Genomic DNA, 26,425 nt, shown 5'->3' on the forward strand with positions numbered 1-26,425 from the left:
CCGGCCTTACTTTTTTCTAAAAAAGTGTCGAGAAAACAAGGTAGTGTGGCAGTTTATTCATCGCTGTACCTTGCATGACCATATTCTTTTGTGTTTCGACTCGTTCCATGATAAAGCCGAGCCAGTAGTACGCTTCAGCATTTGTTAGTGGTTCGTTTTTATCTAAACGTTTCGTTAATTCATGGTCAACCCAGCCTTTATTATAGACGGTTTGCCATGGGTCTTCTGTTTGTTCACCCGTTATGCTAGCTACAATCAGTTGAGCCGCTTCATCACGAGTAATCGTCTTACTGTCACTCCACAAGCTCTTGTCTGTCAGAACCTTCTTATCAGCAATTCTTGAAAAACCATTTTGAAGGCTTGCTGCAAATTCTGAGGCTGCCATCTTTTCATCTGGATGAATGTCATTTTTGTAGCCGCCTTTAATTAAGCCCCATTCTAACAATGTCTTGAAAGATGGGTAGAACCATTTACCTTTGTAAGGGTAAGATAGCTTGTATTCTTTCACCTCAGCGCCTTGCTTCTTCAACCTCACTTGCACGGTATCAATTAACCATTTTGTTTTTGAAATTTCACGGAATGTTACATTTTCTTTAATTGCAAGGTCTGCTGCTACACCTGCCGCTTCAGCTACCGCCATCCCTGTTGGAATGACTCGCGCGCTTCCTGATGCGAGAGAATCATAGCCAGCTGAACGGCTTGCAACAAGTAATCCATCTACTTTTTTCGGAACGATAGAGCGGAATGGAATTGCGTATTGCTTCGGGTTCACGACAACCATCCCATAATCATTGACATTGGCTGCTTGAATATCAGCAGGATAACCGCCAAGTGCAATTTGATCCCAATGATCGCGGTTTTCCCAAACATCTCCTATGTCTAACGTATATTCAGCCTCGATGTGGCGTGTTTCTCGAACATACAACTCATTAGGATAGCTTGCAACCTGCGCATTTTCAAAACCAGGAAACTCTTTGCGCAGAAACTTCACAATTTGATTTGTTTCAACCTTGCCGCGCTTAATGGCATTTTGTTTTGATTGCTTGTCTAATCCATCGACACCAAAGATTTGCAATGCATTTATATAGACAGTACCATCTTCCTGTCTTGCAACATTTAAACCACGTAGGCGAGCTCTTTCTTGATTAGGCTTATAGAGATGATGCAAGTCGGTGAAGCCCCATGCCGCTGTTTTGTTAATGCCGCCTTTCCCAAACTTTTTCGTTTTGACGGCTTTCTTGATGCCATCCCAATCGACACCTTTTAAGTGAATCATTAAGGTAACCGCCATCTTATGATTATCAAGGCCAATATCTTCTTTTCCAACTGTGTATGGCACGCCGGCCATTGCAGCTATATCGGCATCTTGGGTCGCATCGATAAATTGCTTTCCATCAACTCTCACTTGATTGCCGTTACGGTTCACAACTAAGCCTGTTAGTTGATTATCTTTTTTGAGCACTTCTTTGACTTCTGTATTCGTCCAAAGGGTAATATTCGGCTCATCCTCCACAAGCTTATGAAATGCTTTTTTACCTTTTTTTACGTCAAATACAGATTTCCCCCCCACCATCTTATGCCATTCTTTGAAAATCCCTTCACTGACTGAGTTCCCATCAGCACCGTTCGGAATATCTAAGTAATTTAACTTTCCATATGTCATCAGTCCTCCAAGACCTTCCCTTGGAGCTACGAGCAATACTTTCGAACCGTTACGAGCTGCTGAAACAGCCGCTGCAACCCCCTCTGGCTCCCCACCAGTCACAACAACATCGTATGAATTTGTTGTGGATTCAGGTTCAAAGCCATTTACAATAAAAAAACCTACAAAAAATACCGATATAAATGTTAGCGGGTAGATCAGCTTCTTCATTTCTCCACATCCGTCCTTTTCTAGTTGTTGTTTCGTCATTATCACCCTGAAAAGAAAGCATCGTCCTTTCCAATAGAAAATCGAAGAAACCATGGTGCAAGTAGTTGTTTCGTAGTACACTTATGGATGAAGAAATCTTTTCCATACAATCAAAAACTTAACTTTTAGATAAAAAGAGTAACGAAAGGTGTGTAAGAAAATTATGAACGCTTCAAGCATTTTTTCGAGAGCGACATCCCTCTTTCTGAGTGTTTTATTGCTATTATCTGTCTTTTTTGCTTTTTCCCAATCAAACCAGGCAAATGCTGCCTCCTATGCAACGATTAAAGATACGAATGTTGATAACGGAGACAAACAGGTGCCGATTGATATTCAGCCGACGATTACTTTTAATGGCACTATCAAAAACTTTCATAAAGAAAAAATTTCACTAGGCCTAAAACAAACAGGTGATAAGTATAAAGAGATTGCGATTAAAGAGATTCGCAAATCAGCTGACAAGCTTATTATCATTCCCGAAAAATACCTTGAATTTAATGAAACATATAAGCTTGAGTTAGAAGATAATGCCGTTGAAATCGAAGGGAAAAACTATTACAAAAACAAAAAGACCATCCGCTTCGAAACAAACTACATTGATTTCTACGACTTAATGGTTGTAAATGACGCGAAGTTAGCAAACATCCTAAATACATATACCCCGCGTGAACTTAAAGTATTCGCCCCTGAGCGATATATTGAAGAAATCACTGTTTTACACAAAAAACGCGGAAAAGTAGAAGAAGATGCGCGCCAACAAGTAACCGACTCATTAACAAACATTGATGTCGTCATAAAAGAAGACACTAAGATTAACCGTGTTTTCATTAAAATTAAATATGACGGTCATACGATGCACTCAGCAAATGGAAAACTTCTTGAAGAAGACACAGGAAACAACAATAATAAACAGCAAACAGAAACCTATACAATTGGCTTTGGAAATTTACCATTAGCCTACGATTTAGTCGTAACAGCCTACAATGTGAAAAATGAAAAGCTTGATGAGCAAACAATTAAGATTGCTGCAGATGATAATTTGTTTTCAGAAGTGAGCGAGAAGTATGACTACAAAACAGCAGGCCTTGGCTATACACTATATGACCTACTGGCAAACGATACAGACTTTAATGACCTGCTAACGGAAAATGATATGCAGAAATTGAAGGTGCAAGTGATCCCATGAGAAAATTCCAGGTAATTGTTGTTAGTATGCTCACATTAGCTGCGACTATGTTCGTTTTGTTCGTAACGCCTATTCATTCTGCTGATTTCTCACGTTGGGAACAACAGCTCACAGAAAACCCAAAGAAGGAATGGAAGATCCATTTCAGTGAACCGGTTAAGCCGACAACTGTTTCAAGAGGAACTGTCTATATTACAAACAGTGATAGCGAAAAAATCAGAGCAACGGTAAAGGTTTCAGCTGATCGCAAATCGATTACAGTAAAGCCGCTTGTCACATATAAGCAAGGAGAAATGTACCGCCTGATAATTAAAAATGGGGTCACATCCAAAAATGCCGATAACCTTACGAATACTGTAGTGATGCCTTTCAAGTACGTAAAAGCAGCAAATAAATCATCATCAAGCTCTAACCCAACCCAATCTTCGAATAAACCAGCACTTAAAGAAGAAGGGTTCGATATCCAGGTGAAGCTCGGTGATTATGTTAACCAAGTAACCGTCACTGCAAATGATTATGTGTCGAAAGTGAAAGTGAATGGCTATGAACTTCACTACTTAGGAGACAATCAATATAAGCTGGGTCTATCCGGCTTAGAGAAAGGCAAACGACTTTATGTCCAAGGCTACAATAACAGCGGAAAGCTGGTTCATCGTGAGTACTATACGATTAAATAAGGGTGCGCGTTCTTGCAAACAAATGTTCGAACCGCCTCTTAACAGTTCGGAGGTTTACTATGCTTAAGAAAGCCCTCATTAGTACAGGCATTATGACCTTAATTATTATCAACTTGCTTCTTTGGCCGCATCTACTTCAAGAACGTGAGTCGAATCAAGGTATGGATAGCAGCAACACAGCTGCTGAAACATCAGCTCCTGCTCAACATCCGAATGAAGAAGATGGTAAATCAGCAGAGGAAGATAGCAAGAATGAGAAAGAAGAAGACGAAGAACAGACCGGAGATTCAGAAGAAGAAACACAATCCACTTCTTCAGACAAAGCCAATAAGACTCAGCCGAAGTTTCGGATTGTGAATATTGAGTAAAAAAAGACACCGAGTGGAGAGAAATTCTCCATACGGTGTCCTTTTGCTTTATTCGAAGTATACGTTTACTGTGCCATATTCTTTATTGTAATCAACTTTCGCGCCAATTTGTTCGGCGATGAAGGAAACAGGCACAAAGCTTGTTCCATTTTTCAACTCTACAGGAGATGTCATCATAAGCTTCTTGCCGTTTACTTTCACTTCTTTGCTGCCCACTTTGAAATCCATGTTTTTCTTACCAATTTGAACTTTGAATGATTGGTCCTTGCCGTTCCACTTCAGCTTACCATTCAGCCAATCTGTTACGTTTGCAATCGGTACCATCACTTCTCCATTTTTCTCATATGTAGCTTGTGGAAGCTCAACCCACTCAGTTCCTAATGTTGCAAATGTTTCATTTACAATGAACTCCGCACTGAACTCTTTCATTAGCAATTGCTTCACTGGTGTTTCATCAGGTAATGCCTTCACACGGTCAAGATCTTGAGCAAGCTCTTCCACATTAATTGCACGCTGAACCTTCGGAAGGTCAACCTGTCCACCAACATTCCAAACTAATGAATCGATATTAATTTCAGCATCTACACCTTCACCGCTTTCACGGTCAGTTACTGAAAGGGAAATCGTTGTATCTTCACTTGCAAGGTATTTCTTTTCTTTTGAAAGTCCTACTTCTGAAACAGCTTTGAAGTCAATATCCATTCCAGCCATTTCCTCAAGGCTCTCTTCTGTAAAACCATCGACATATGCTTTTGCTTGAAGCATGCCATTGCGTACTTCTTGAATTCCTTCAGTTAATTCCTCATCTGATGGCATTCCCGCTTCTTCTGGCATAAACGCCATGAAATCCTTTACTAATTGATCAAGCTTTTCGTATTCAGCAAGGTTTCCAAGTGTATAGGAAGCAAAATCTAAGATATTATTAATATCAAACTGTACTTCTACCATTCTTACTTTCTCATAACCTTCTGGTGTTTGGATATTCTTCCAGCCTTTATCATTAATATTCTCGATTGTATAATCGAACTGCATCATGTAGTCTTCCAAAGCACCCTTCATGAATTCACGGAGCTTCTTCTGATCAGCCATGCTCATTTGCATCGCACTAGCGTTATAACCTTCAGCTTCTGTTGTATCTACTTCGTAGTAGTACGGGTCAGCTGATGTTTTCATGAAAACCTTCTGCCCTTTCACGAGAATTTCTAGAGCTGCCTGCTCTTCGGCACTCCAGTATCCCATATCACGAAGTGGCTGATCATTAACAAGTGTCAGCTTCATATACGCTTCTTCTGCATTTGCTTGCTTCTGTTCCATCGTAATACCAGACTTCAGCATATCGAGAATCTGTTTCTCTTGCTCCTCAAGCTCTGCCCCTTTCACATCTGCGTTAACCGATAAGGTCATCTTTGATTCAAATGATTCATACTTCATGGAATTCATATAGACTTCTTTCAAAGAAGGATTAGTTGATGAACAACCAACCAACATAAGAAGTAACGAAACCATTACAAATAGTAACTTCTTCATCTAAATGTTACCGCCTTCCCTATTAATTTTTTTATGAAGATCATGCTCTCGCAAAACCTCTATCATATATAACGATCAAAAGGAAATATATGTTTCATTTTATTAAAAATTTCTATTATTGTCATTCTTTTTATTCATTCAAAAAGGACTGCCGACAAGGTGTCAACAATCCTCCCCCTACTAATCTCTTAGAGAACGCATCATCATAAACCAAATGGAGGGCGGCACCTCATCTTGAAATCCGTCCATAAAACGACGTATTAGTTCATCCCGGAGAAAAGCTGCTCGATAACGTTTCGTTTCAATGCTATTCGGCTGAAGAGCTACATCTAATTGGTTACCACTTCTAAACGTAATTCGTGTCTGCTTTGCGTCGATCGCCTCGATTGAATCAATTTGAGCTAGTGAGACCCATTCACAATTTGAACTTAACGGAGAACGAAGTGGAATCATCACTAAGTCGTGTAATACTGATAGAGTTAGCGGCAACATTTGCTTTGCTTGCAAAATTTGTTTTGCAACATTCCAGCGGCCCCAAATATCACTACCATAATAGAGACAGCTCTCTTCCATTACTTTAATTGGCGGGCTCTCCAAATAGAGAACTCCCTGGTCATCCAAAATTTTCGAACAATGAAAAGCGTTCTTATTATAATACGACACAACTGCCTCAACCTTTTCATGAATAATAAAAGGTTTCGTTCGTTCTTTTCCCTTAAATTCCTCATTACCGTTCTTCATCCTACCCCTCCCTAAGTTGTTTTGTGAAAGATTTCACAAAACAATGAATAACGAAATATTCTTGAAAAAACACTGGGGATATCACCTCCACCTCGTTCTTGCTGTAGAACGGAGATGCTTTAAATATTTGAGGGCTTTCTGAAGATGAAACTGTGCGAGTTACATGAAGACTTTCAAATGGGGAACCTCAATAATTTACATTATACATGATTATTATCATTTTATGTAAATTATTTGACATTTATAGGGCAAAAAAACAAGAACCGTCGAAATAAACGGTTCTTGTTTCTCTTTTAATAAGGCGTATAGAAATTTTCCGCGTAATATGGCACATTTTGCTCGTTGAATGTGACGCCTACACCTAGGTGCGTAGGGGTATCGTGTAATATATTCTTGCGATGACCTTGGGAATTCATCCAAGATTCATGAACAGCAATGCTGTCGGGTTGGCCGTATGCGATATTTTCACTGGCAAAACGATAAGAAATGCCTTCATTTTTCATACGATCAAATGGCGATTCACCACGCTTATTTGTATGGGAGAAATATTGTTTCTCCGCCATATCCTTGCTATGTTTTCTCGCCGAAACAGCTGCTTTCTCACTCCATGTTAAGATGCTCTTTCCTTCGCGAACACGCACTGCATTAGTCAAATCAAAGATTTGCTTCTCATATGCCCGTGCTAATTTCTGATCAGCTTTTCCATAATAACCTGCTTTTCGTTCCATCATTTTCTTAGAAATAATGCTAAGCGCTGTTAATTGATTGTTCTGATGCTTGTCATAATAGAATGTTGTATACGTATTATTTAAGTCATACGTTCCTCGATTTTCTCCGCTCACACGCACATATGTCCCGTCTGACATTTTCATTGAATTCATCGGTTTGCCAAACTGATTCAACACAGATTGCTTGGATGTTTTCAATTTTATATTATGCTTTGAAGCGATGAGATCTTGATTTGTATACAAGCCAGCTACAGCATCATTCATATAAGCAACCATCACAAAATTTTTATAGTTTTGATGATATGTATGCCATGATAGCTCGTATTGATTCTCTGTGACGCGGTCGGCTTGTCCTAATTTCGCTTCTACCTCTTGCTTAGAATCTCCAATTTCAATTCCTTTAATTGAAAAGGCTTCTTGCTGGGGTGCTGTTTGCTCTGATGCAACAGCTTCTTTATTTTGTTTCGCTTGATTTTGCTCTGAAGCTTGTGCTTCTTGTTTTGGCTGTGCCTGTTTGGCTGTCTGCTGCTTCTCTTGAATTGTAAAATTCATTTTTACTCGTTCACCTAGGCCGCTTCCAGAGGTTGAGGCGATATTTTTTGATAAAACGAGTGTATATGTTTCACCAGGCTCATAAGCTTCCTGGCAGTCGACCACAATGGCTTTCTTGGAGTTACTCAGCTTTACTTCTACCTCTGAAACCCTTTGACCACTGTTGTCAACAACATAGATATTTTCTTTATTTATGGTGGACTGGTTTAACGGTGTACTGAATGTGATTTTCCAATCCTTCGTTGATGGGACATTCTCTTGATGTTCGATTGTCTTTGCTTCAATCGTATGCGGACTGAAGGAAAGCAAACTCGCTGTTAAAGCAAAAACTACAAACAAACGAATACACTTCATGCTGCACGTTCTCCCTTTCCCTCTTTAATGACTCAACAAAATTTTCGAAAAACAATTTGAAAAACTGTCAGTGAAGGGGCTCAGAAAAACTTGGTAACTTCCGACGGAGATATATTCTCCACCTTTTGCGAATGACTAAATGACAGATGATTCATACTAACAAACAAAAGGTGAGCATACATGGAACCAAAAGCAGCACCACCAAAGCGAAAGCAAATTCCAGAAATCTTTCTAATTCGGGCGATTGCCATTATCGCTGTTCTTACCGTTCACTCTACAGGCAGACCTGTTGTCGGTCTAGATCCTCAATCTGACCTGTATGAAACATACAATTTCGTAAATATTGCCTTTAAGTACGGTACACCAACCTTTATTTTCTTGAGCAGCTTTGTAATCTTTTATAGTTATTACTACCGGCCTTTCGACGCAAAGCTTGTGACGCGTTTTTATAAACGACGCTTAATGTATATCTTGCTGCCGTACTTTATTATTTCAATGGCTTACTATGTTGTGAAATGGTATGCCTTTGACGGTGTGTTTCCTGGCTGGGGTCCTTTCGTATCTGAATTTATCATCAAATTGTTAAAAGGAAATGCCCACCCGCATCTTTACTTTGTCTTTATAAGCGTTCAGCTTTATTTGTTATTCCCATTACTGCTATGGATGTTCAAGAAATCAACCTTTCTTGCAAAGAATGCAATTTGGATCGGTTTTGTTATTCAATGGGCATTTATCTTTTATAACCAGCATTTCTGGCAGTATCCTGAGAAAGGGAGTATTTCACTCTCTTACATGTCATTCTATTTCACAGGAGCTTTCTTTGGCATTTACTATGAACAGGTACTTGACTGGCTGAAAGTTTCGAAGGAGAAGTTCTCCACATACGGCCTATCGTGGATTGCCTTATGGGTTACATGGGCTGGAGCTGTTTATTTTCATACGAAGATTTGGTATTTAACACGAGCAGGAATTGCGACTTTTAACAGCAATTTATATGAGCTATTGTGGAACGTACACACGTTAACAACAGCGCTTGTTCTCTTTCAATTGTCGTTCTTCCTGTACAGAAGACTTGCACCTTGGTTTACGAACCTGCTGATTCACCTTGGGGTTGTTTCATTCGGAATCTACTTGATTCATCCGTTCTTGCTCATGTGGTATGAGCAAAATATTCAAGTAGGCGACCCGACTCTGTATCATGCCGTCGTGTTCGGAGAATTTATTATTATGCTGATTCTATGCTGGAATATCGTCGGCTTCATCATGAAGCGGTTCAACCTTTCATGGGTGCTCTTTGGCGCTGCACCAAAACACGTCCCATATCTTGAAACGAACTCGAAAAAGCAAAAAGATTCACTGGCGTAATGCAGTGAATCTTTTCGCTTCTAATTCATCTTCTGCTCTAATTCTTGAACAGCACGATGGAATTCGCCTAATTCATCTTCTAAGACGGTTTCCATCTCACGGTATCTGGATGAAATACTGCTGCTTGTTGCATCGTATAGGTCACTTAATTCCTGCTGTGTCTTCGTATTCATCGACGTAAGCTGTGTAACTAAGTAATGAATTGCCGCTCCGTAAATTCGTTCATTGCGAATCTTTGGTGCTTTGCGAATACAGTACGTGTGCCACAATGAAAGACCGAACTGAGCAATTTCTTCAGGAATATTGTCCTTCTGGAATGCTTCCTTCAGCAAGCTCGCAACAGATTTCTCTTTCTCATTCTTCCATTCAAATTGTTCACCAGGACGAATTTCTAGCTTGCGATACAATGCTTCCCATACAAGCTGGAGATATGAATTCCAAAGCCAGTCTTGAAGTGTCTCTTCACCACTTGATTGGAATAAGCCTTTCAAATGTTGAACCACTAGATTTGTATCCTTATCTTGCAGAATAATACTTTCTTCAAAGACAACCCACTGCTCTTCATATGGCAGCATAAACCCGATTAACACATTACCCTTATTCGGCTGTTGTTCTTTAGTCAAATACTTCACCCTGCGCTCTTCACCAGAAAAGATATCAACGACATCGCATTCTTCCGTTGAAGATTCCACGACTTCACCGAAGAAGGGACCTCCATTATTCCAGCTTTGGACAATGTGACGAACTCTATCACGCTTCCATTTCCCGCTGTTCTTATGGATATACTCTTCCATAATCGTCTGGTCACCAGCTAACCGTTCATGCATTAGTGTCCATAAGATCGCTTGAAAGCTGAACATCGTCTGAGCTTGTTCTGGAATGTTCAATCCTCTTAACGCACTTTCAACAGAATTCCGCACTTGCATTTGATGATTTTTCGTTGTGAAATCAATTACATCTGCCTGAGCTTGTGACACTTCTTCTTCAATTAGCTGTGTAACTGAAACTGTCTGTTCCTTCATACAGCATTTCTTATATTTCTTCCCGCTTCCACATGGACACGGATCGTTCCGTTTGACATTTGACATATGTCAATCTTCACCCCTCTTTTCACATAACAAGAGAGCCGTATAACATTCACAGCTCTCCAATCTCTATCACTGTTCAATTGTGAACTCCATCATGACTGGCTTATTCATTGTTAATCCTGCTGCTGACGCAATATCAGCTTCCAAGTAGAGTGTATACTGCTCACCAAGACGATAACCAAACCTTGGAGGCTTGATCACAACTGTTTCCTTGTCTTCGCTCAACGAGACATCCACATCCACCAACTCAAATGCTTCATTTAATACAAACACATTCGACGACTCGAAGCTGTTTGCATCCATTGGTACATTGAAACGTACATGCCATATTTTATCATAATCAACGTCATAATGGGCATTCCAATTAATGTATAATCGGCTTTGAAGGGCATCAAGCGGCTGCACAATGCCATAACCATAATAATCATCTTTCCCCGGCACACCGCGATCCTCAGCTGTCTTGATGAATGTATTCAACACATCCTGCTGATTCATTTCCGGATAAAAAGATTTTAACACAGCTGCCGTTCCTGCAACGATTGGAGTTGAAAAAGAAGTGCCGTACTGAAATTCATAGCCTCCGTCTCTCGTTGTTGTTAAAATCTTCTCACCTGGTGCCGTTAAAACAACTCGGTCATTAAAATTAGAGAAGGTAGAGACTTTTCCAGATTCGCCAACTGAACCAATCGAAAGGACATTTTGATAGGAAGCAGGATATGAATAAGTATTATTCCCATTATTACCTGCAGCCGCAACTACAATAATTCCGTCCTCAATTGCTGTGTTTATGGCCTCACGTTCAAGCTCAGAGTAAGCAGTTGAACCCATACTAATATTAATAACATCAACCTCTTGCTCAATCGCATAGTTTATTGCACGAATAATATCTGACGTATAGCCTGTCCCATCACTAAACGTAACACGTAATGGCAAGATTTCAATCGGCACCCCACCTGTAACTCCTGCAATGCCTTCACGATTATTAATCGTTGCCCCAATAACACCAGAAACAGCCGTTCCATGGCCGTGCACATCACTTATATCCATATTATTATCGATAAAATTATAACCACCGCTAACCATTCTTCCAAGCAAATCCGGATGATTGATGTTCACGCCACTATCAATCACCGCAATCCGAACAACTTCACTGGAATTGTAATGCCACATATAAGGAAGCTCCAAAAACGGGATACTCCACTGATAGTTTAGATAAGGGTCATTGACCTTCTCTACATAACGCGGCTGATTCTCTTCAACGACCACATCAGGACGTGTCTTCCATTCTTTCATTAACTGCTGCTTCTTCGCTTTATCCTTAACCTTCAACACCCGCATCTGTACATGCTCTAAATATTCTTGCTCCTCACCTTTATCAAACGTAGATACGTTGTTTCCCTTATATTTCACCAACACTTCCTCACTGCGGGCTTCCTGCTTTTCCTTCTCACTCAATTGTTCCGCCGCAGCTTCCCCACTAGCAAAAACCATCACCAAGCAACATAAGACTATCATTCTAGTAAGTTTTCTCAAAGATGCCACCACCTTACTGCTCTAGTATGCTTATTTTACCACGAGAAAAGCCTCCCGTACTATTACGGAAAGCTTACAAGTTGGTGATGGTTTGGTGACAATTCTAATAGTTACTTACCCCCACTGCTTCGCCAACCAGTTCATCAATGATTCTTCACCGACCCATAGATGTGCATGGTCTTGGGCATAGACTTCTGCTTCTGTTACTCCGCCTACCGTAAGTTGAGAATGATAGCGTGAAGTAATTTCGCGTTTTCCTAATAAGAAGTCGAGCACATGTGGGTTTTGTTTCTTTGCTTCTTTTAGTAAATGAACTAGCTCGGTTGTGATGCCATGCTGCTGATAATGAAGATAAGCACGATTGTATTGAAAGCTTGCCATTCCGTCATTATCATAAGCTTCTAACAGCCTTTCCGCTTCCTCAAATAACTCCTCTTCAAGGTACGCAGTTAAAAGCAAGTACCGCACTCCTTGGTTATCATTAGGATTCAGCATTAACATTTCTTCATATTGATGCAGGGCTTCTTCTACATCATCAAGTAAATACAGTTGCTGGGCATAATTCATCTTCACCCGCATATACGGCCGCGTACTAACTTGCATATAGAAATCACCCTTATGCTCTTTAAAAAATGCTTCTCCTAAGTCCTTCTCACCTGCATCAACTCCCCGAGCATAAAAGGCAAGCTCATCTTCAGGACTTTCCGTTAATTCTGCCATAATGTTATATGCATCAGGACTATCTAAATGAAGTGACAATGCTTTCTTAGCTAATTCATACCGCTCCGGCGGATTAGCATCATATGCATCATACAACAGCATTTGCGCTTGATCCCGCTTAGACGCTGGATACCAAGACTCCCCTGGTTCGTCTCTCATAAATTCATTTATTTCTTCAACCGACTCAAAGTTTTTATCAGCCATCGAGCGTTCCATCATAAATAATTGTCTTTCTAGTCCCATTCTAGATGACGATTGCTCTGGCTCTTCTTCCTGCTCAATAGAAAGCATATCGACAATCTTGTCTTCTAATTCATCACCCATATCATTATACTTCGTAGAAATGCTATTCGCTGGCACGCCGTACAATTTACCTAACTCTGACTGGGTATACTGTTCAGGCCTCAAGATATCCATCACCAAATAATGCATCGATGCTGCGTACAACCGCTCGTTGCGAATACGCGGATTTCGTTGCTGACAATATTCAGACCAAAGAATTAAAGCAAATTGAATAAATGACGACTCTAACTTTTCCTTTGCAAACTGCTCTGTTATCAGCTCCGCCACAGCTTTATGCTTTTCATTGTTCCATTCCATCATTTCAGCCGGTTCGACTTCAAACTCACCAAACATTACCGCTCTCAGTATTTCAGCATAAGATGAATTCATCCATTCTCTTACTGAGTCGATTCCGCTGTTTGAATATGAAGTATGTAAATAATTCTTAATGCGGGGAGCATATTTCGAGAGTATATCAACTGATGTTGCGAAAAATGTCCAACTGTCCTCCAATGGGAGTAAAATACCGATACTAACACTTTGAAGTTCAGGCAGGTCCTCCTGACTATCCAGCTCGTAAATTTTACGTTCTTCACCAGTAAGATAATCTTTCAACACATAAGCCTTTTCTGCTTCAGAGGTTTCAATGACTTCTCCGATAAATGGTTCTGAATTTCCCCACGACTCTATTATTTCCCTTACACGAGTCCGCTTATATTTCGAGGCATTCTTCTTAATATAATCTTCTATAATTGTATGCTGACCATCTACAGCTTTCATGGCCATGATATAAAGATTTAACTCAAAGGCATAAAATTCCTCTTCCTCACCTTTACTTTCTATACCCTTTATCATCTGTCTCACTTCACGCCACAAGAACGTCTCATATTTCGTTAACCCATAATTGATGATATCCCTATAAGCATCGACAAGTTCTTTATGTATCAAATCCGTAATCGAAACCGTCTTCTGCTTCAAGCAGCATTGCTTATACTTCTTCCCGCTCCCGCATGGACACGGGTCATTCCGCTTTACCTTTGCCATTAATATTTCCGCTCCTTTCACGTACACCTGCTTTCATTGTAACGGCAGGGAAGAGACTTGTCATTTTAACGCCGAAAAAAAAGAGCAATTGTCTTATTAAGACGATTGCTCTTCTACTTTGTTTATCGTGTACTTTCGGCTTTTTCCCAGAAAGGCTTTGATTTTCCGGTTATTTGCCGGAAGACTCCAAGCATCTGTGCTAGCACTGTGATGCTATAATAATAGATCATATTTGGTATTCGGTTATTTATTTTGGCAATGTGCTTCACCAAGGCTACGCTATAAAAGATAACCTGGAAAAGCAATGTTAATTGGAAAAAGAAATGGAAAAATGCCAACGGAATATTGAGCAACAGAACCATCAAATGTGCTGACCATAAATTTTGCCGACAGAAACGATGACCAAAATAACAATAGCTAAACCACTTATGCTTGAAGAAGTTGTATAGTTGTAAGTTTGAAAACAAGGCTGTAAAGATGCTTCTCGACATTCTTACCTTTCGGCCAAATTCATCCTCAACAGTTGCGCCAGCCTTTTCATAAGCAATCGCATCTTTATTATAGATCGCTCTTTTGCCTTCTAACACATAATGTTTCGGCATGGCACCATCGTGGCACTTGATTGGGTCGAATTGATAATAGTCTTTCGTTCGGCATGCATATAACGCACCGTTCCCTGCTGTGACCGAGTGCAGCTTTGATTCAATCTCACGCATTTTCAAATCCCATTCCCAATAAGAGGACTCTGATTCACTCGTCCATTCGGCTTCTGCATTTACATATTTAAGCCTTCCTGTCACATAAGCAATATCGTCAGATGCGAAAGCAGACACTAATTCTTTAACAGCTTCTTTATCGAGCATAGCGTTTGCATCGGTCATCACGAGGATGTCACTTTTTGCGGTTAAGGCAGCTTCATTTTGTGCATTTGTTTTACCTTTTCGTTCTTTCACTTCATATAAGCGGATATTGAAATCCTTATGTTCCTTTATAAAGGCTCGAACAATTTCATTTGTCTGATCGGTGCTATGATCAGAGGAAACGAGAATTTCCAATTTTTCTTTCGGGTAATTTAGGCCAGTGACATTCTTCAACTTATTAAGAATCACTTTCTCTTCATTATGCGCAACAATCATAAGCGTTACCGTTGGTTCATGAGTTCGAGTTTTTATAATAGAAGGTTTGCGATTATATTTGTCAATAACCCTTAAAGATAGAGGGTAACCAACCATTGCCCAAACGATGATGAAAGCATTTATAACAAATAAAACGATCAACAGAACATACATCCCATTTTTCTCCTTTCAACCGTTCTGCCATTCAACAACCTTAAGATTTCAGTGCTGTCTTTGCTACAGGCTTTTTCGCCCGATACTGAGGAAAGAAGGTTGTCTCCAGATCAAATTCATCGTCAGCACTCCTAATTCCCATTAACTCCGTGTATTTCTGTTCGTCAAACACCTTTCTTCCAATTGAAAATGTATTGGCTGAATGTTTGTTAAAGGCTTTTTTGAATTTATATAAGCTGTCTTCTTTTCCGCCAAGACCGCCGCCTAAATGGAAGGTGGTGTACCCATTTTCAGCTCCCCAACATGCTGCTTCATACAGCAACAAGTTTGTAGCGGCATAGCTTTGGTATTCACGATCAGACGCTGACAAATGGTAATGAAGTTGTTGATTGCAAGCCAAAATAATGGACATCGCAATGATTTCACCTTGAAACATCGCATAGAAAAGGTAAGAATGATATTTCAAATCCTCCAGCACACTATGGTAAAATTCTTCTCCAAAGTAATAATAGTCATCTGCGTTATCCTTATCCATCGTAGCGTTATAAAGATCAATAAACTGGTCAAATAATTCAGGATTTCGTCCCCAGTAAATTTCCACTCCTAGCTTCTTTGCCTTCCTTATGACATTTCGATTTTTACCAGTCAGTTCATTCCAAATTTGTTCCGGACAGTCCAGATCAATGGAGATCGTCTTGCCTACTTGGAGCACATCATAGAGAGATGCAGCATTCTGATCATTTTTAAGGATTGGGTGAAAGCGCACGAACTCACTAATGATGCCATTGCTTCTACAATATGAATGATAGGCTTCCTTAAGTGACTGCAAGCTGCTGGCAGATGTGTCACCTTCGATTAAAAAACCCCCATATCCATACGGGGTGACGAGGTCAAAATATGAACGTTGAGGAATTTCACCTAAGAAATTCTCATCTCTTTCGATATCACGCTTCATGACCACATTGATTGCTCTTATACATTGATCCTCGTAATAGAAAAGGAGCGGTTCACCGTCTCCGTGAATGTGAAAAGCTTTCGTATAGCCAGATAAATAATATACATCAAAGTTCCGAAAGCTCTTAACAATCTCATCCCACTTCTTAGCTTCATTTATCGAAATAACCGATAGCATTTGTTCACTTCCTTATTTCTCTGTTCACTTTATGAAGAACCGATAGAATTCGCTCCATCTCTTTCTTTCCGTAACGCTGATCACATGGGATTGAAAGAATTGTGTTGTATATGTATAACGATTGTTTCAAGTGCTCAACTTTGATTTGCTTCGGTATCGGCCAATGAACCGGGCAATAAATCTTCTCCGAAATTAATTCGTTTCGTATCTCTGTTCTGCTCTTATTAATACGCACCGGAAAGAACATCGGACAATACTCTTCCGAAAATTCAGATAAGAACGGTTCTATCCCTGCAACATTCACGAGGCCTTCTAACAATGTATGATAGTTCGCTCGTCTTCTTTCAACTAAATCAGGAGCATCTACCAAATTGAGCACGTCCATCGATCTCTGCTCCATACAATAAGGTGCAAGATCGTCATCTAATAAAGCTTCAGCTTCAGAAAAACGCTGTAAGAAGCTTTCTTTCATCCGCTCATCATTGCTTTCTATAAATTGCCCCTTCACACATAAAGCTTCCCACCTTAACTTAGAGAACATTTCATTCGTAGTGTGCGGTGCTTTCATCTCTCTCTTTGGAGAAGCAGCAAAACCGCCGCTTGGAATACCGAACCACTTTCTAATGCTTCCTACATAAAAGTCATTTTGTTCAAACCTTTCAAAGCTAGAAAATAACGTATGTGTAACATCTTCGATAATGATTGTTGAGCGTTTCTTAAAATAATTAAGTACATCCGTTACATTAGCGTTCGTTGGAAAACCGTAATAGCCCATATGAACAAAAACGCCAATCTGTTCATCTTGGACGAGACTATCGATATTAGGTGATAGATCATCATTCAGTTCATAGAAATAACAAGTGTATCCTTGTTCAATAAATGGCAAAATAACAGATTCACAAATGTAAGCAGGCAACAAGACTGATTTAGATGTTGGGACGATTTGCTGCAGTATAAGTGTGATTGCTCCTCTACCGGATGAAGTTAAGACGGGGTTCCCAAACGTCGTTAACCACTTAGGAAATCCATCGATAGGAGCCTCTCCTACTGAATCTATCCAGAATTCACTGCCAATTTCCTTAACCGTTACTTCACATGACTGAATTTTGTTTTTTTCGATGTTCATGAAAATCCACTTCCATACTGCCTTCCCCTCTCGTTTGCACGCCGCTCTTTTGCAGCACCCTTACAATCGTGAGGAAGAATATTTTCAAATCAAAAAGAAAGGATATCCGTTTCACATATTCAACATCAAATGAAAATTTGTCTTCCCAGCTAATCGTGTTTCGACCATTCACTTGAGCCCAGCCGCTTATTCCAGGCCGAACGTTATGCCGCTTGATTTCTTCTTCATTATAGTAGGGGAGATATTTCACGGATAATGGACGTGGGCCGATAAAGCTCATTTCCCCTTTTAGAATATTCACCAGCTGCGGGAGCTCATCAAAGCTTGCTTTTCGGATAATTCCACCGATCTTCAACATTCTTTGGCTGTCAGATAGACGAACACCATCTTTGTGCGTCTGCGTTCTCATACTTCGTAACTTATAAATGTTGAACTCTCTATTATTAAACCCAATTCTCGTTTGCCTAAAGATTGGTGAAGCAGAGGAGTCCTCTAACATAATGAAGAGAGAAAGAATAATCAGAAGCGGTGATGAAATAACCAAGAGAAAAAAAGCCATTATTTTATCAAGAAAACATTTCATTTGGATATAATTCACATCTTCCCACTCCAATAAAGGTTCTTACAACGGCTTAATTGTTTTGTGAAATTCCTTTGCTGGATTACCGTACACCTTCTGATTTGAGTCCAAGTCTTTGATCACATTAGAAGCCATTCCAACAAAATTAAAGTCACCGACTTTTAAGTAATTATTGAACGTGCTATTTAAGCCAAAGAAATTCCCATCCCCAAACACAGAGGAGCTGCCTACAACATTATGAGCAGCTAGAAAGTTATAGGACCCTAGCTTTGTGTCATGACCGATTAAAGTGTTTGAATGGATTGTGCAATGATTGCCAAGCACAGTATTAGGGTTCACCACTGAATTAGCCATAATCGCAGTCCCATAGCCAATCTTGGCAGACCTTGCAACAGTTGCTGAATGATGAATGAATGTATAAAACTTCTCATCTGGAATGTTAAAGCTATGTAACAAGTCAATTCGTTCTTTCATTAAATCAGGTCGATACAATTGATAGATAAACTTCACATCATCATACTTCTTATATTTTTCATATGCTTCATACGTTTTGCATAAGATCGGAAAGTCATTAATGCTATCTCCTAGCGTCTCATCATCGAATGCAAACCCTAAGAATTCAACGCCACCGCTCTTGATTTGTGTGTCATAAATTTGCTCTGCAATTACAACAGCCGAGCCTCTCCCACCAATCATGATTACTTTCTCCACGACTACCCCTCCAAACCAATTGTCCTAACCTCAATTCCATCCTTCGCGAGTATATTTTCATAGCTACTTAACACTTTATAAGCGTTCTTCACTAGTGGTGGTCCGACAAACCTGCCATCCACGATCGCTACTCCTGAGCCATTTCGCTCCGATTCTTCGAAAGCTTCAATCATTTTCCTTGCTTCAATTATTTCTTGTTCTGTCGGCGAATAATACTTATGAACTAACTCCAATTCCTTTGGGTGCAGCACAAGCATCCCTTCAAAGCCTAATTTCTTAGCAATCTGTATATTTCTTTCAAGGTCTTCAAGATCATGTACCTTAATGTGAACCGTGTCGATCGGTATTACATTCTGACTTCGAGCTGCCATCGCAATCATCGAGCGCGCTGTAAAGATCGTGGAAGCTGTTTCATCATTTACTCCTTGAATATCCGTTAAATAATCTTCATTTCCGAATGCAATCGCAATTACTCTATCCGATGCCGCGCTAATCTCCTCTGCGTGCAGTACTCCCGATGCTGTTTCAATCAATGGAATAATCTTAAAGGTTCCAATCGGAAAGCCTTTTTCATATTCGATTGTTTCAAGGAGCTTGTCGATGAAATAAATATCCTGCCCGATGTTAGACTTCGGATAGACAAACCCGTCAACCCCTTCAATCGTTAGCTGACTGATATCTTTCAACAGTTCACCGCTTTCCCGGTCATTAATTCTTGGGAATATACGGCGGTTCGAAAACTTATTATTCCGAACAAAATGAACAATATTGTCCCGTGCGATCTGTTTATTAACCCTCGGCTGTACTGAATCTTCTAAGTCAAGCAACAATACATCTGCATCTGTCTTTATAGCACTTTCGATTAACTTCAGCTTATGACCAGGAACAAACATGAGTGAACGCATTGGATAATTGACGGTCATGTAGGCTTACCCCCGCTTTTTCAATAAGACTTTTCTTCGGAATGATAATACTTTCTCTTTGTGTTGATTCATCGCGACTGTTTCCACGTAAACAATCCCTCGATCATTTTTACTATTTGATTCACGCTTATCTAAAATTGTCGTTTCGGCATAAATCGTATCGCCAATAAAAACTGGTGATAAATGGTCCACGTTCTCATACATAAGGTTTGCAATTGCTTTCCCGCTAATGTCTGGTACTGTCAGCCCTACTGTTAAGCTAAATACAAGCGTACCTACGACAAGAATCTTCCCATGCTGTTGTTGTGACGCGTAATCTGCATTTGTATGTACAGGATGGTGATTCATCGTTAGTAATGAAAACAAATTATTATCACTTTCAAAGATTGTCTTAGAGGTCTTATGCGTAATCACTTCGCCAACTTCAAACTCTTCAAAATATCTCCCCATTTGTTCCATAGAGCGTCTTCCCCCACCTTACAATTCGTTTGATTTCTTCAAGGTGCATCTTTTCATAAACCCGGTCATTATAAGAAAAGAGCGCTTCTTTCCCCCTGATATTTTCTTCATAATATTGAAGCACCTTCTTATATTCATTGACTTCTTCCTCGGTGTAGAAGGACACAGACTTTAATACTTCTAATTGAAAAGGATGAATAAGAAACTTCGCTCGATACCCCATTTCAAACCCATCAAAGATCTCCTCTGTCAGAAGCTTCTCATTCCTTAAATGCGTCGAAACTACATCAATTGGTTCCACTCCATACGCCCGCGCAAGAAGCATGATATTCATCCGAATATGTCGCAAAAGCTTATAATCATTTTTCATACCTGTATCATAAGCAAAATCATGAAGGCCTAAGCTAACACCGTGAATCGACTGACTAAACGCTGCAAGTATCTTCTCCAATTCAATATAGGACCGGGCGTTTTCTAAGAGTAAAAGTACCTTCGCATCTCGATTGATTGTTAGAATCTCTTCGATAATACCTTCAATCTCTTGAAAACCAGCAAACTTCGGAATGACATATTGACTTATCCCAATTCGGCTGCTACTTAAAATAACTTGCCTTATCCCACTTTCAAGCAACGGAATGCGCAGCCAATCGGTTTCCTTAATCTCTATCTCCGAAAGCAGCCTTAACGATTGTTCAATATTCGAAGCTAAAACAGAATCTTCCAAATCAAACACCCGATAGTCAACCTGAGGAATCTTAGCGGCCTTCTCTATAAATCTTTGTTTATTTGCAGGTATGAATAAATAGCTCTTAAACATGTATCCTCCAACACCGTTTCTACAAAATATGTGCTACAATTCACAAACAACACCTTTATTCTTCAAACTACATTATGAAATTTTATGCAATACTAGTATTATTTTCACTGTTTTCTGGAAATATTTCAACCTTTTTTATTGAAATTATTACACTTTATTACATTTAAGGAGGTAATAAATACTACATTGTTTGTAGGAAAGGATAGAGTGAATGTTTCCTGCAAAAAAAAGAATGGCTAGGGAGGAACCCAAGCCATTCTTCAAAACGTTTAATCTACAATTGTAAACTTCATCGTCACCGCTTCCACCAAATTCTTCTCTTGAGCGGATCGTAAAGATTTCTCAATTACTAAGTAATATGTTTCACCATTTTCATATCCACCTGTTGGTGCGTCAACCTTTAATGTTTGCGGATCTTCATAATACATCCAGTTGATTTGCTTGTTGCCAAACCGGTCTAGCACATACACTTCGCTATCGCTAAGGTAGCTGTGCATATCTGTATTGAACTTAACCGTCCATTCCTTTGATGCTTCCACATCTGTATATGTGGCAAAGTGTTTGTATCCTTCTATTGGGTAAGTCAACTCTTCAGGAGCTTCCTCGACTTGCACAGTAAATGTTGTTTCGTGATTTTGATAGGTCACTGTAATCGTTGCCGTTCCACCAGAAAGTGAGATTAACTCTCCATTTTTGACACTCACTACTTCTGGGTTACTTATGGTAAATGCAGCGTCGTTTGTTATATCTTTTTGCAGGCCATTGCTTAATGTTGCGGATACAAGTAACGGCACGTTCGTTCCAACTTCTAGAGGTTCTGTCGGAAGCATTAACATATCAAGACTTGTTACCGTGATTGCATCTGAATACTCGATATCAAGTAATGTGAGCACATAATCTGTTTCATCAGTTCGACTATAAGCATCAATGCCATAATATAAATTCTCCGCTTCAGATTGGGATCTTGCATCATCAATTGCTTCAAGTAATATTTCTTTAACCGCATTTTCAGTTACATCCCCAACGAAACGCACGGAAAATTCATCTTCCATTTGTTGAAAGTGTTTTAGAATAAATGCTGTCAACTCAGCTTTTGTACTTACCGTATATTCTGAGGTTTGAAGGTGAAGCTCTAAACTTTTCGCTAGTGTATCATAACCGTTTTCCTCTAACGCCGCTACATAATCTGCATCAGCCGTTGGGTATGGCTTTTCTCCACCGTTCAGGCCGCCTTCTACCCAGTGATGGTCCTCAGCAATCATTTCATCTGTTAGCATGTAATAGTTATAAAGAGTACGCCCTTTTTCATCTGGAACCGGGTCATCCCATGTGGCGTCGAGGTGGTACCACTCACCATCTAGTTGGACGAGGTTCCAAGCATGTCCGATATCGCCTGCTGTCCCACTGATTAATCGGACTGGAATTTGCAATTCTTTTAACATATCATATACAAGCATCGCATAGCCGTTACATAAAGTCTCTCCGCCAGTAAGAGCGAAATATGGCGCATTCACCCCTTGATTATACGACTCATCATAGGCGACATTTAAAACGATATAATCATGTACTGCTTTTACTTTCTCATGCGTATTCATGCCTGGTGTAATGATTTCGTCAAGTATTACTGGAATACGCTCTCTTACATACTCTATTTGTTGTGCAGATTGATAATAATTAGCTGTGAAATTAATGCTATAGCTTGCCGTCGTTCCTGAGCCGCTATAACTGTATCCCCTCACATCATAGCTTAAATACTCATTCTCCAATAAAGTTTGTTCAATTGCTGTATCGATTTTGATCTTTAAATCCGACATATCTCCTGTGTACATAACGGTAAAGGAATTTTGTCGTGTTTCAAATCCTTCCCTAATTCGTTCTTTTAACTCTTCTTCATTACTTGCATCATAGATTTCAAGAATCGTTGACTTCTGCTTAGCTTCAAGATTAATCTTTCCGCCAAGCTTATTCGACCATTGGCCTTCTATCTTGGGTAATTGTTCAGCAGATACATTTCCTGTGCCCCAGACAGTGATGGAACAAATGAGCCCTAAAATAAGTATAATTTTCTTCATATCCCCCAACCTTTTTCTACAAAATAATTTCTTTTTTTCTATATATCTTATATCGGATGATTGAAAGAGGGATAAAGGATATAGTTAAGATTAAGTGAGAATTGGAGACAGCCTTCTTATTACCATTTAAAAAGATCCTTCTCATTTTTAACGAAAAGGACCTTTGAGATATTCTTTTCTACCTAACTATTTCACTGCTTGTAAAATGGCCGAAGCTGCGTTGACTCTTACATTGGCATCTGTAGATTGCAATTCTTCCTTAAGCACTTGCCATGCTTTCTCTACAAGTTCAGACCGGTCAAAAGAAGCTTTAGAAGGAGTTCCATTTAATAAGGACTCTAATTCAGCCAGATGAAATGGATATTTAAATTTTGTTACTGTAGCGCGATTACGAATATGTTCTTGTACCTTTTCATTTAACTCATTACGAGCTACTGTTACGAGCCATTCCACAGGTCGTTGGTGACACATGCCTTCTGAATCCGTATCAAACTCTTCTACATACTTATATTCACCGAGCTTCCCAATATGAACGAAGTCGCCTTCTGTTATCATCACAATATCCCCTGGCTTCATCGTATTCACAAAGGCATTCACAATTCCTTTATAATACGCCATCTTTTGACCAACATATGATGGATAGGCATGTGCCAACCGTGTTTCAATCTCTTCACTATCAACATCCTCAAGCGACCCGATATGCGGCCAGCCAATTGCGACAAATCCTTCTTCTAAGAATAACTGTAACCGTTCATACCCATGAGGCTTACTTTTCATTTGAAACAAATTCATTCTCGCGCTCTCCTTTCTTCTTCAAATGTATCTCAAGGTCTAACTCTTCAATCTCATATTTACATTTTGTAACGATCCCTCGATGATTGAGTGTTTCTAAGAGCTTCTCATTATAAAGGGATGTTCTTTCATTTATGACAAGCCACTTTACTGAACGTTGATGACAAAACCCATCATTCTCATTATCAAGTTGTTGAACATACTTGTAATCACCAACAATTCCAATACTAAGTAACGTTCCCTTACGAATAACAACTATGTTACCTTCCTGCATCGTATTAGAAAATGCCCAAACCGCTCCTAGGGCATTTCCAAGTTTCGCCCCACTTAGGTCATACACTTCACGCAATCGGTCCCGCAATTCTTCTTTCCTGATATCCTTTAAGCTTCCAATACCTGGCCAACCAATTCCAATACAGTCATCCGCTATAAATTGCTCATAACGCTGCACCCCATGGGGCTTTGTTTTCACTTGAAATAAATACACCCTAAACACTCCCTTAAAACCGTAATGGTTTATGTATTTATCTTACAATGAAATACATTTAAAAACAACCCTAAATACTCCTTTGGGTCCCAAAAGAATTAAACCTATGAATTAATGCTAATGAATCTTTTCTTCCTACGAACATTCACTATAAAAATACTATCATTTTTCCATTATAATCTATTTTGCTAATGTTCTTTTAGGTTATTTTTGCTATATTAGTTACAGATACTAGTATTTGGAGGGGGATAAATGAAGCGGTTATTCTTAATGTGTTTGGGTATACTGTTCTTTCTTTTGACAAGCACAAGCACTTATGCAGAAAGCATTAATCTTGTGCCTTATACAATTTTGGACAAGCATGAAAGCAATGTTTCGGCAATTGCTTACAGCCCAGATGGAGATCTAGTTGTGTCGGGAACGGAAGATGGAGAGATGATCATCTGGTATGCAAAATCTGGAGCAGTTATTGAGCAAATTCCAGCCCATTCAGACGAGGTAACAGATATTTTATTTACATATAACGGAAAGACAATTATCACAGCAAGCAGTGATCAAACAATTAAGATGTGGGATACGACAAGCGGAAGCGAACTTATAACGTTAGAGGGACACACTGGAACAATTGCAGCACTGACAATTGTCGATAATGGCGATACGCTCGTCTCAGGAGATTCGAACGGGGGATTATTCTTTTGGGATATCGGCACAGGTATTGAATTATCATCTGTTACAATGCCTGGAGGCGTTACAGATATCGCTTACTTAGAAGACGACGAAATACTTGCGATTGCGCTGGACAATAATAACCTGCAATTACGAAATGCAGAGAACGGTTCATATATTCGTAATATCCAAAACATCGTCGCGCAATCGAATAGCCGTGGTCTTAATCAAATTGTCTTCACAGCCGATGACAAACAATTATTCGGAAGCTCAGACTCGCTTATCAGCCAACCAATTGTCTTAGATGTTACGAATGATTATGAGAACATGACCTTAGAACCAGAACAATTCTTCAATGGTTATACAGATCGTGATGGGTGGAAGAACCTTATCATTAGTGCCAATAGAAAGTATATTGCATCCTTAGGCTCTTCAGCTTTCTCACACAGTGAAAATGTTTTCTATATCTATGATAGTTATACAGGAGAGCTTGTAACAAGCCTGTCGGTTAATGACCTTGAGAACAGTATTGAAGCAATTGCCTTTCACCCTGAATTAGATGGGTTTGCAGCTACGGACGGATCAGTTATTCGCTTATATGACACGAATAAACTGAAGGAAAGAAAGTCTCTTCGAAAGCTCGAATATTCACCTATTCATACTGTAATGGATATTGATTCGATCCAAACTATAACAGCTACCGCTACTTATGATGACGGCTCAACTGAAATGATTCCAGCCGATGAGATCGTATGGAGCACGACGAACTTCTCAGTGGCAATCGGAAATGAAGATACAATTATTGCGCGCGGAGAAGGAAAAGCAACACTAACCGCAAAGTACAAGATATTCAAAGAAACATTTACACTTGAAATAAAAGATTTCAAATTCACACCTCCAACCACTTACACAACATTCGAAACAGAGGTGGACATGCCTGTCAAAGCAAATAAGGAATGGAAGATCGAGTTCAATACAGAACTTGATGGAAATACAGTTAATGAAGAAACGGTCGGCGTTATAGCTAAAGACGGAACAATTATTGAAGTTGACGTCGTGCTTAATGAAGATAACAAAACAATTTCCGTGACACCAGCGTCTAACTATGCAAGTGGGGAATATTACTTGTACGTAAAGAAAGAAATCATGTCTCGGAATGAAGTTCAGATGAAGGAAAGCTTGCGGATGTGGTTTGAGGTAGAATAGAGGAAGCAAGTAGGAGGGGGGATTCCCCTCCCGACCTCTTACCTCACCGTATGTATGATTCCGTTATACTGCATGATCGGAGACTGCC

23 protein-coding genes are annotated in these 26,425 nt (G+C 39.6%); 5 read left to right on the forward strand and 18 right to left on the reverse strand.

From position 1 onward, the window contains the following. Positions 1-16 precede the first annotated feature (16 nt). A complete protein-coding gene (locus LC040_15435) occupies positions 17-1,912 on the reverse strand; it encodes an FAD-dependent oxidoreductase (GenBank protein WLR50639.1) in 1,896 nt (631 codons plus the stop codon). A 148-nt stretch (positions 1,913-2,060) separates the two neighbouring features. Here LC040_15435 and LC040_15440 point away from each other — a divergent pair, with 148 nt between their 5' ends. Genes LC040_15440 through LC040_15450 form a run of 3 tightly spaced genes read left to right on the forward strand, consistent with a single transcriptional unit; the run spans position 2,061 to position 4,143 of the window. Continuing rightward, on the forward strand, positions 2,061-3,098 hold the full coding sequence (locus LC040_15440) for an Ig-like domain-containing protein (protein ID WLR50640.1): 1,038 nt from the start codon (positions 2,061-2,063) through the stop codon (positions 3,096-3,098). Continuing rightward, positions 3,095-3,775, forward strand: coding sequence for an Ig-like domain-containing protein (locus tag LC040_15445; protein WLR50641.1), 681 nt, complete (start codon positions 3,095-3,097; stop codon positions 3,773-3,775). Before LC040_15440 ends, LC040_15445 begins: the two co-directional genes overlap by 4 nt. Positions 3,776-3,834: 59 nt before the next feature. Beyond that, positions 3,835-4,143, forward strand: coding sequence for a hypothetical protein (locus tag LC040_15450; GenBank protein ID WLR50642.1), 309 nt, complete (start codon positions 3,835-3,837; stop codon positions 4,141-4,143). Positions 4,144-4,191: 48 nt separating this feature from the next. Here LC040_15450 and LC040_15455 read toward each other — a convergent pair whose 3' ends face one another. The 3 genes from LC040_15455 to LC040_15465 form a co-directional block, all read right to left on the reverse strand. Further along, a complete protein-coding gene (locus tag LC040_15455) occupies positions 4,192-5,670 on the reverse strand; it encodes a copper amine oxidase N-terminal domain-containing protein (protein WLR50643.1) in 1,479 nt (492 codons plus the stop codon). Between the two features lie 180 nt (positions 5,671-5,850). Further along, positions 5,851-6,411 (reverse strand): competence protein ComK, encoded by a 561-nt coding sequence (locus LC040_15460; protein ID WLR50644.1) that lies wholly within the window; start codon positions 6,409-6,411, stop codon positions 5,851-5,853. Between the two features lie 293 nt (positions 6,412-6,704). Further along, the gene (locus LC040_15465; GenBank protein ID WLR50645.1) at positions 6,705-8,045 is read right to left on the reverse strand and encodes a CAP-associated domain-containing protein; all 1,341 of its coding nucleotides are present in this window, start codon (positions 8,043-8,045) and stop codon (positions 6,705-6,707) included. Positions 8,046-8,225: 180 nt separating this feature from the next. Here LC040_15465 and LC040_15470 point away from each other — a divergent pair, with 180 nt between their 5' ends. After that, positions 8,226-9,410, forward strand: a complete 1,185-nt coding sequence (locus LC040_15470) for an acyltransferase (GenBank protein WLR50646.1) — start codon at positions 8,226-8,228, stop codon at positions 9,408-9,410. 20 nt (positions 9,411-9,430) lie between these two features. On the opposite strand, the gene LC040_15475 is transcribed toward LC040_15470, so the two are convergent. From LC040_15475 to LC040_15540, 14 genes are all read right to left on the reverse strand, one after another. Continuing rightward, complete coding sequence (locus tag LC040_15475) at positions 9,431-10,498, reverse strand: SEC-C domain-containing protein (GenBank protein ID WLR50647.1); 1,068 nt, start codon at positions 10,496-10,498, stop codon at positions 9,431-9,433. 69 nt (positions 10,499-10,567) lie between these two features. After that, on the reverse strand, positions 10,568-12,031 hold the full coding sequence (locus tag LC040_15480) for a S8 family serine peptidase (GenBank protein WLR50648.1): 1,464 nt from the start codon (positions 12,029-12,031) through the stop codon (positions 10,568-10,570). Positions 12,032-12,145: 114 nt separating this feature from the next. After that, entirely contained in the window at positions 12,146-14,077 is a 1,932-nt protein-coding gene (locus tag LC040_15485) for an SEC-C domain-containing protein (GenBank protein ID WLR50649.1), read from the reverse strand. Between the two features lie 122 nt (positions 14,078-14,199). Further along, positions 14,200-15,366, reverse strand: coding sequence for a glycosyltransferase family 2 protein (locus LC040_15490; GenBank protein ID WLR50650.1), 1,167 nt, complete (start codon positions 15,364-15,366; stop codon positions 14,200-14,202). A gap of 40 nt (positions 15,367-15,406) precedes the next feature. Continuing rightward, complete coding sequence (locus LC040_15495) at positions 15,407-16,498, reverse strand: GNAT family N-acetyltransferase (protein WLR50651.1); 1,092 nt, start codon at positions 16,496-16,498, stop codon at positions 15,407-15,409. Between the two features lie 4 nt (positions 16,499-16,502). Continuing rightward, entirely contained in the window at positions 16,503-17,624 is a 1,122-nt protein-coding gene (locus tag LC040_15500) for a hypothetical protein (GenBank protein ID WLR50652.1), read from the reverse strand. Continuing rightward, positions 17,590-18,222, reverse strand: coding sequence for a sugar transferase (locus LC040_15505; protein WLR50653.1), 633 nt, complete (start codon positions 18,220-18,222; stop codon positions 17,590-17,592). The genes LC040_15500 and LC040_15505 overlap by 35 nt, the downstream gene beginning before the upstream one ends. Positions 18,223-18,246: 24 nt before the next feature. Further along, a complete protein-coding gene (locus LC040_15510) occupies positions 18,247-18,915 on the reverse strand; it encodes a hypothetical protein (GenBank protein ID WLR50654.1) in 669 nt (222 codons plus the stop codon). A 2-nt stretch (positions 18,916-18,917) separates the two neighbouring features. Further along, positions 18,918-19,838: a CoA ester lyase gene (locus LC040_15515; GenBank protein ID WLR50655.1), complete on the reverse strand. Its 921-nt coding sequence runs from the start codon at positions 19,836-19,838 to the stop codon at positions 18,918-18,920. A gap of 6 nt (positions 19,839-19,844) precedes the next feature. Next, a complete protein-coding gene (locus tag LC040_15520) occupies positions 19,845-20,297 on the reverse strand; it encodes a MaoC family dehydratase (GenBank protein WLR50656.1) in 453 nt (150 codons plus the stop codon). Further along, the gene (locus LC040_15525; GenBank protein WLR50657.1) at positions 20,272-21,114 is read right to left on the reverse strand and encodes an aldolase/citrate lyase family protein; all 843 of its coding nucleotides are present in this window, start codon (positions 21,112-21,114) and stop codon (positions 20,272-20,274) included. The genes LC040_15520 and LC040_15525 overlap by 26 nt, the downstream gene beginning before the upstream one ends. A 269-nt stretch (positions 21,115-21,383) precedes the next feature. Beyond that, positions 21,384-23,186, reverse strand: a complete 1,803-nt coding sequence (locus LC040_15530; protein WLR50658.1) for a transglutaminase domain-containing protein — start codon at positions 23,184-23,186, stop codon at positions 21,384-21,386. Between the two features lie 186 nt (positions 23,187-23,372). After that, positions 23,373-23,978, reverse strand: a complete 606-nt coding sequence (locus tag LC040_15535; protein WLR50659.1) for a hypothetical protein — start codon at positions 23,976-23,978, stop codon at positions 23,373-23,375. Next, the gene (locus LC040_15540) at positions 23,953-24,465 is read right to left on the reverse strand and encodes a hypothetical protein (GenBank protein ID WLR50660.1); all 513 of its coding nucleotides are present in this window, start codon (positions 24,463-24,465) and stop codon (positions 23,953-23,955) included. The genes LC040_15535 and LC040_15540 overlap by 26 nt, the downstream gene beginning before the upstream one ends. A 252-nt stretch (positions 24,466-24,717) precedes the next feature. On the opposite strand from LC040_15540, the gene LC040_15545 reads away from it, so the two are divergent. Then, a complete protein-coding gene (locus LC040_15545) occupies positions 24,718-26,337 on the forward strand; it encodes a hypothetical protein (protein ID WLR50661.1) in 1,620 nt (539 codons plus the stop codon). Positions 26,338-26,425: the final 88 nt, after the last annotated feature.

The sequence above is a fragment of the Bacillus tianshenii genome (assembly GCA_020524525.2).
Taxonomy (GTDB): domain Bacteria; phylum Bacillota; class Bacilli; order Bacillales; family Bacillaceae_N; genus Bacillus_AV.

Bases quoted from the DNA above. Each gene is read 5' to 3' on its own strand.
- LC040_15530 (WLR50658.1), bottom strand. From the start codon at position 23,186: ATGAAGAAAATTATACTTATTTTAGGGCTCATTTGTTCCATCACTGTC.
- LC040_15470 (WLR50646.1), top strand. From the start codon at position 8,226: ATGGAACCAAAAGCAGCACCACCAAAGCGAAAGCAAATTCCAGAAATC.
- LC040_15455 (WLR50643.1), bottom strand. From the start codon at position 5,670: ATGAAGAAGTTACTATTTGTAATGGTTTCGTTACTTCTTATGTTGGTT.
- LC040_15450 (WLR50642.1), top strand. From the start codon at position 3,835: ATGCTTAAGAAAGCCCTCATTAGTACAGGCATTATGACCTTAATTATT.
- LC040_15525 (WLR50657.1), bottom strand. From the start codon at position 21,114: ATGTTTAAGAGCTATTTATTCATACCTGCAAATAAACAAAGATTTATA.
- LC040_15515 (WLR50655.1), bottom strand. From the start codon at position 19,838: ATGACCGTCAATTATCCAATGCGTTCACTCATGTTTGTTCCTGGTCAT.
- LC040_15490 (WLR50650.1), bottom strand. From the start codon at position 15,366: ATGTATGTTCTGTTGATCGTTTTATTTGTTATAAATGCTTTCATCATC.
- LC040_15465 (WLR50645.1), bottom strand. From the start codon at position 8,045: ATGAAGTGTATTCGTTTGTTTGTAGTTTTTGCTTTAACAGCGAGTTTG.
- LC040_15500 (WLR50652.1), bottom strand. From the start codon at position 17,624: ATGAACATCGAAAAAAACAAAATTCAGTCATGTGAAGTAACGGTTAAG.
- LC040_15535 (WLR50659.1), bottom strand. From the start codon at position 23,978: ATGAATTTGTTTCAAATGAAAAGTAAGCCTCATGGGTATGAACGGTTA.
- LC040_15475 (WLR50647.1), bottom strand. From the start codon at position 10,498: ATGTCAAATGTCAAACGGAACGATCCGTGTCCATGTGGAAGCGGGAAG.
- LC040_15495 (WLR50651.1), bottom strand. From the start codon at position 16,498: ATGCTATCGGTTATTTCGATAAATGAAGCTAAGAAGTGGGATGAGATT.
- LC040_15460 (WLR50644.1), bottom strand. From the start codon at position 6,411: ATGAAGAACGGTAATGAGGAATTTAAGGGAAAAGAACGAACGAAACCT.
- LC040_15435 (WLR50639.1), bottom strand. From the start codon at position 1,912: ATGACGAAACAACAACTAGAAAAGGACGGATGTGGAGAAATGAAGAAG.
- LC040_15520 (WLR50656.1), bottom strand. From the start codon at position 20,297: ATGGAACAAATGGGGAGATATTTTGAAGAGTTTGAAGTTGGCGAAGTG.
- LC040_15485 (WLR50649.1), bottom strand. From the start codon at position 14,077: ATGGCAAAGGTAAAGCGGAATGACCCGTGTCCATGCGGGAGCGGGAAG.
- LC040_15545 (WLR50661.1), top strand. From the start codon at position 24,718: ATGAAGCGGTTATTCTTAATGTGTTTGGGTATACTGTTCTTTCTTTTG.
- LC040_15445 (WLR50641.1), top strand. From the start codon at position 3,095: ATGAGAAAATTCCAGGTAATTGTTGTTAGTATGCTCACATTAGCTGCG.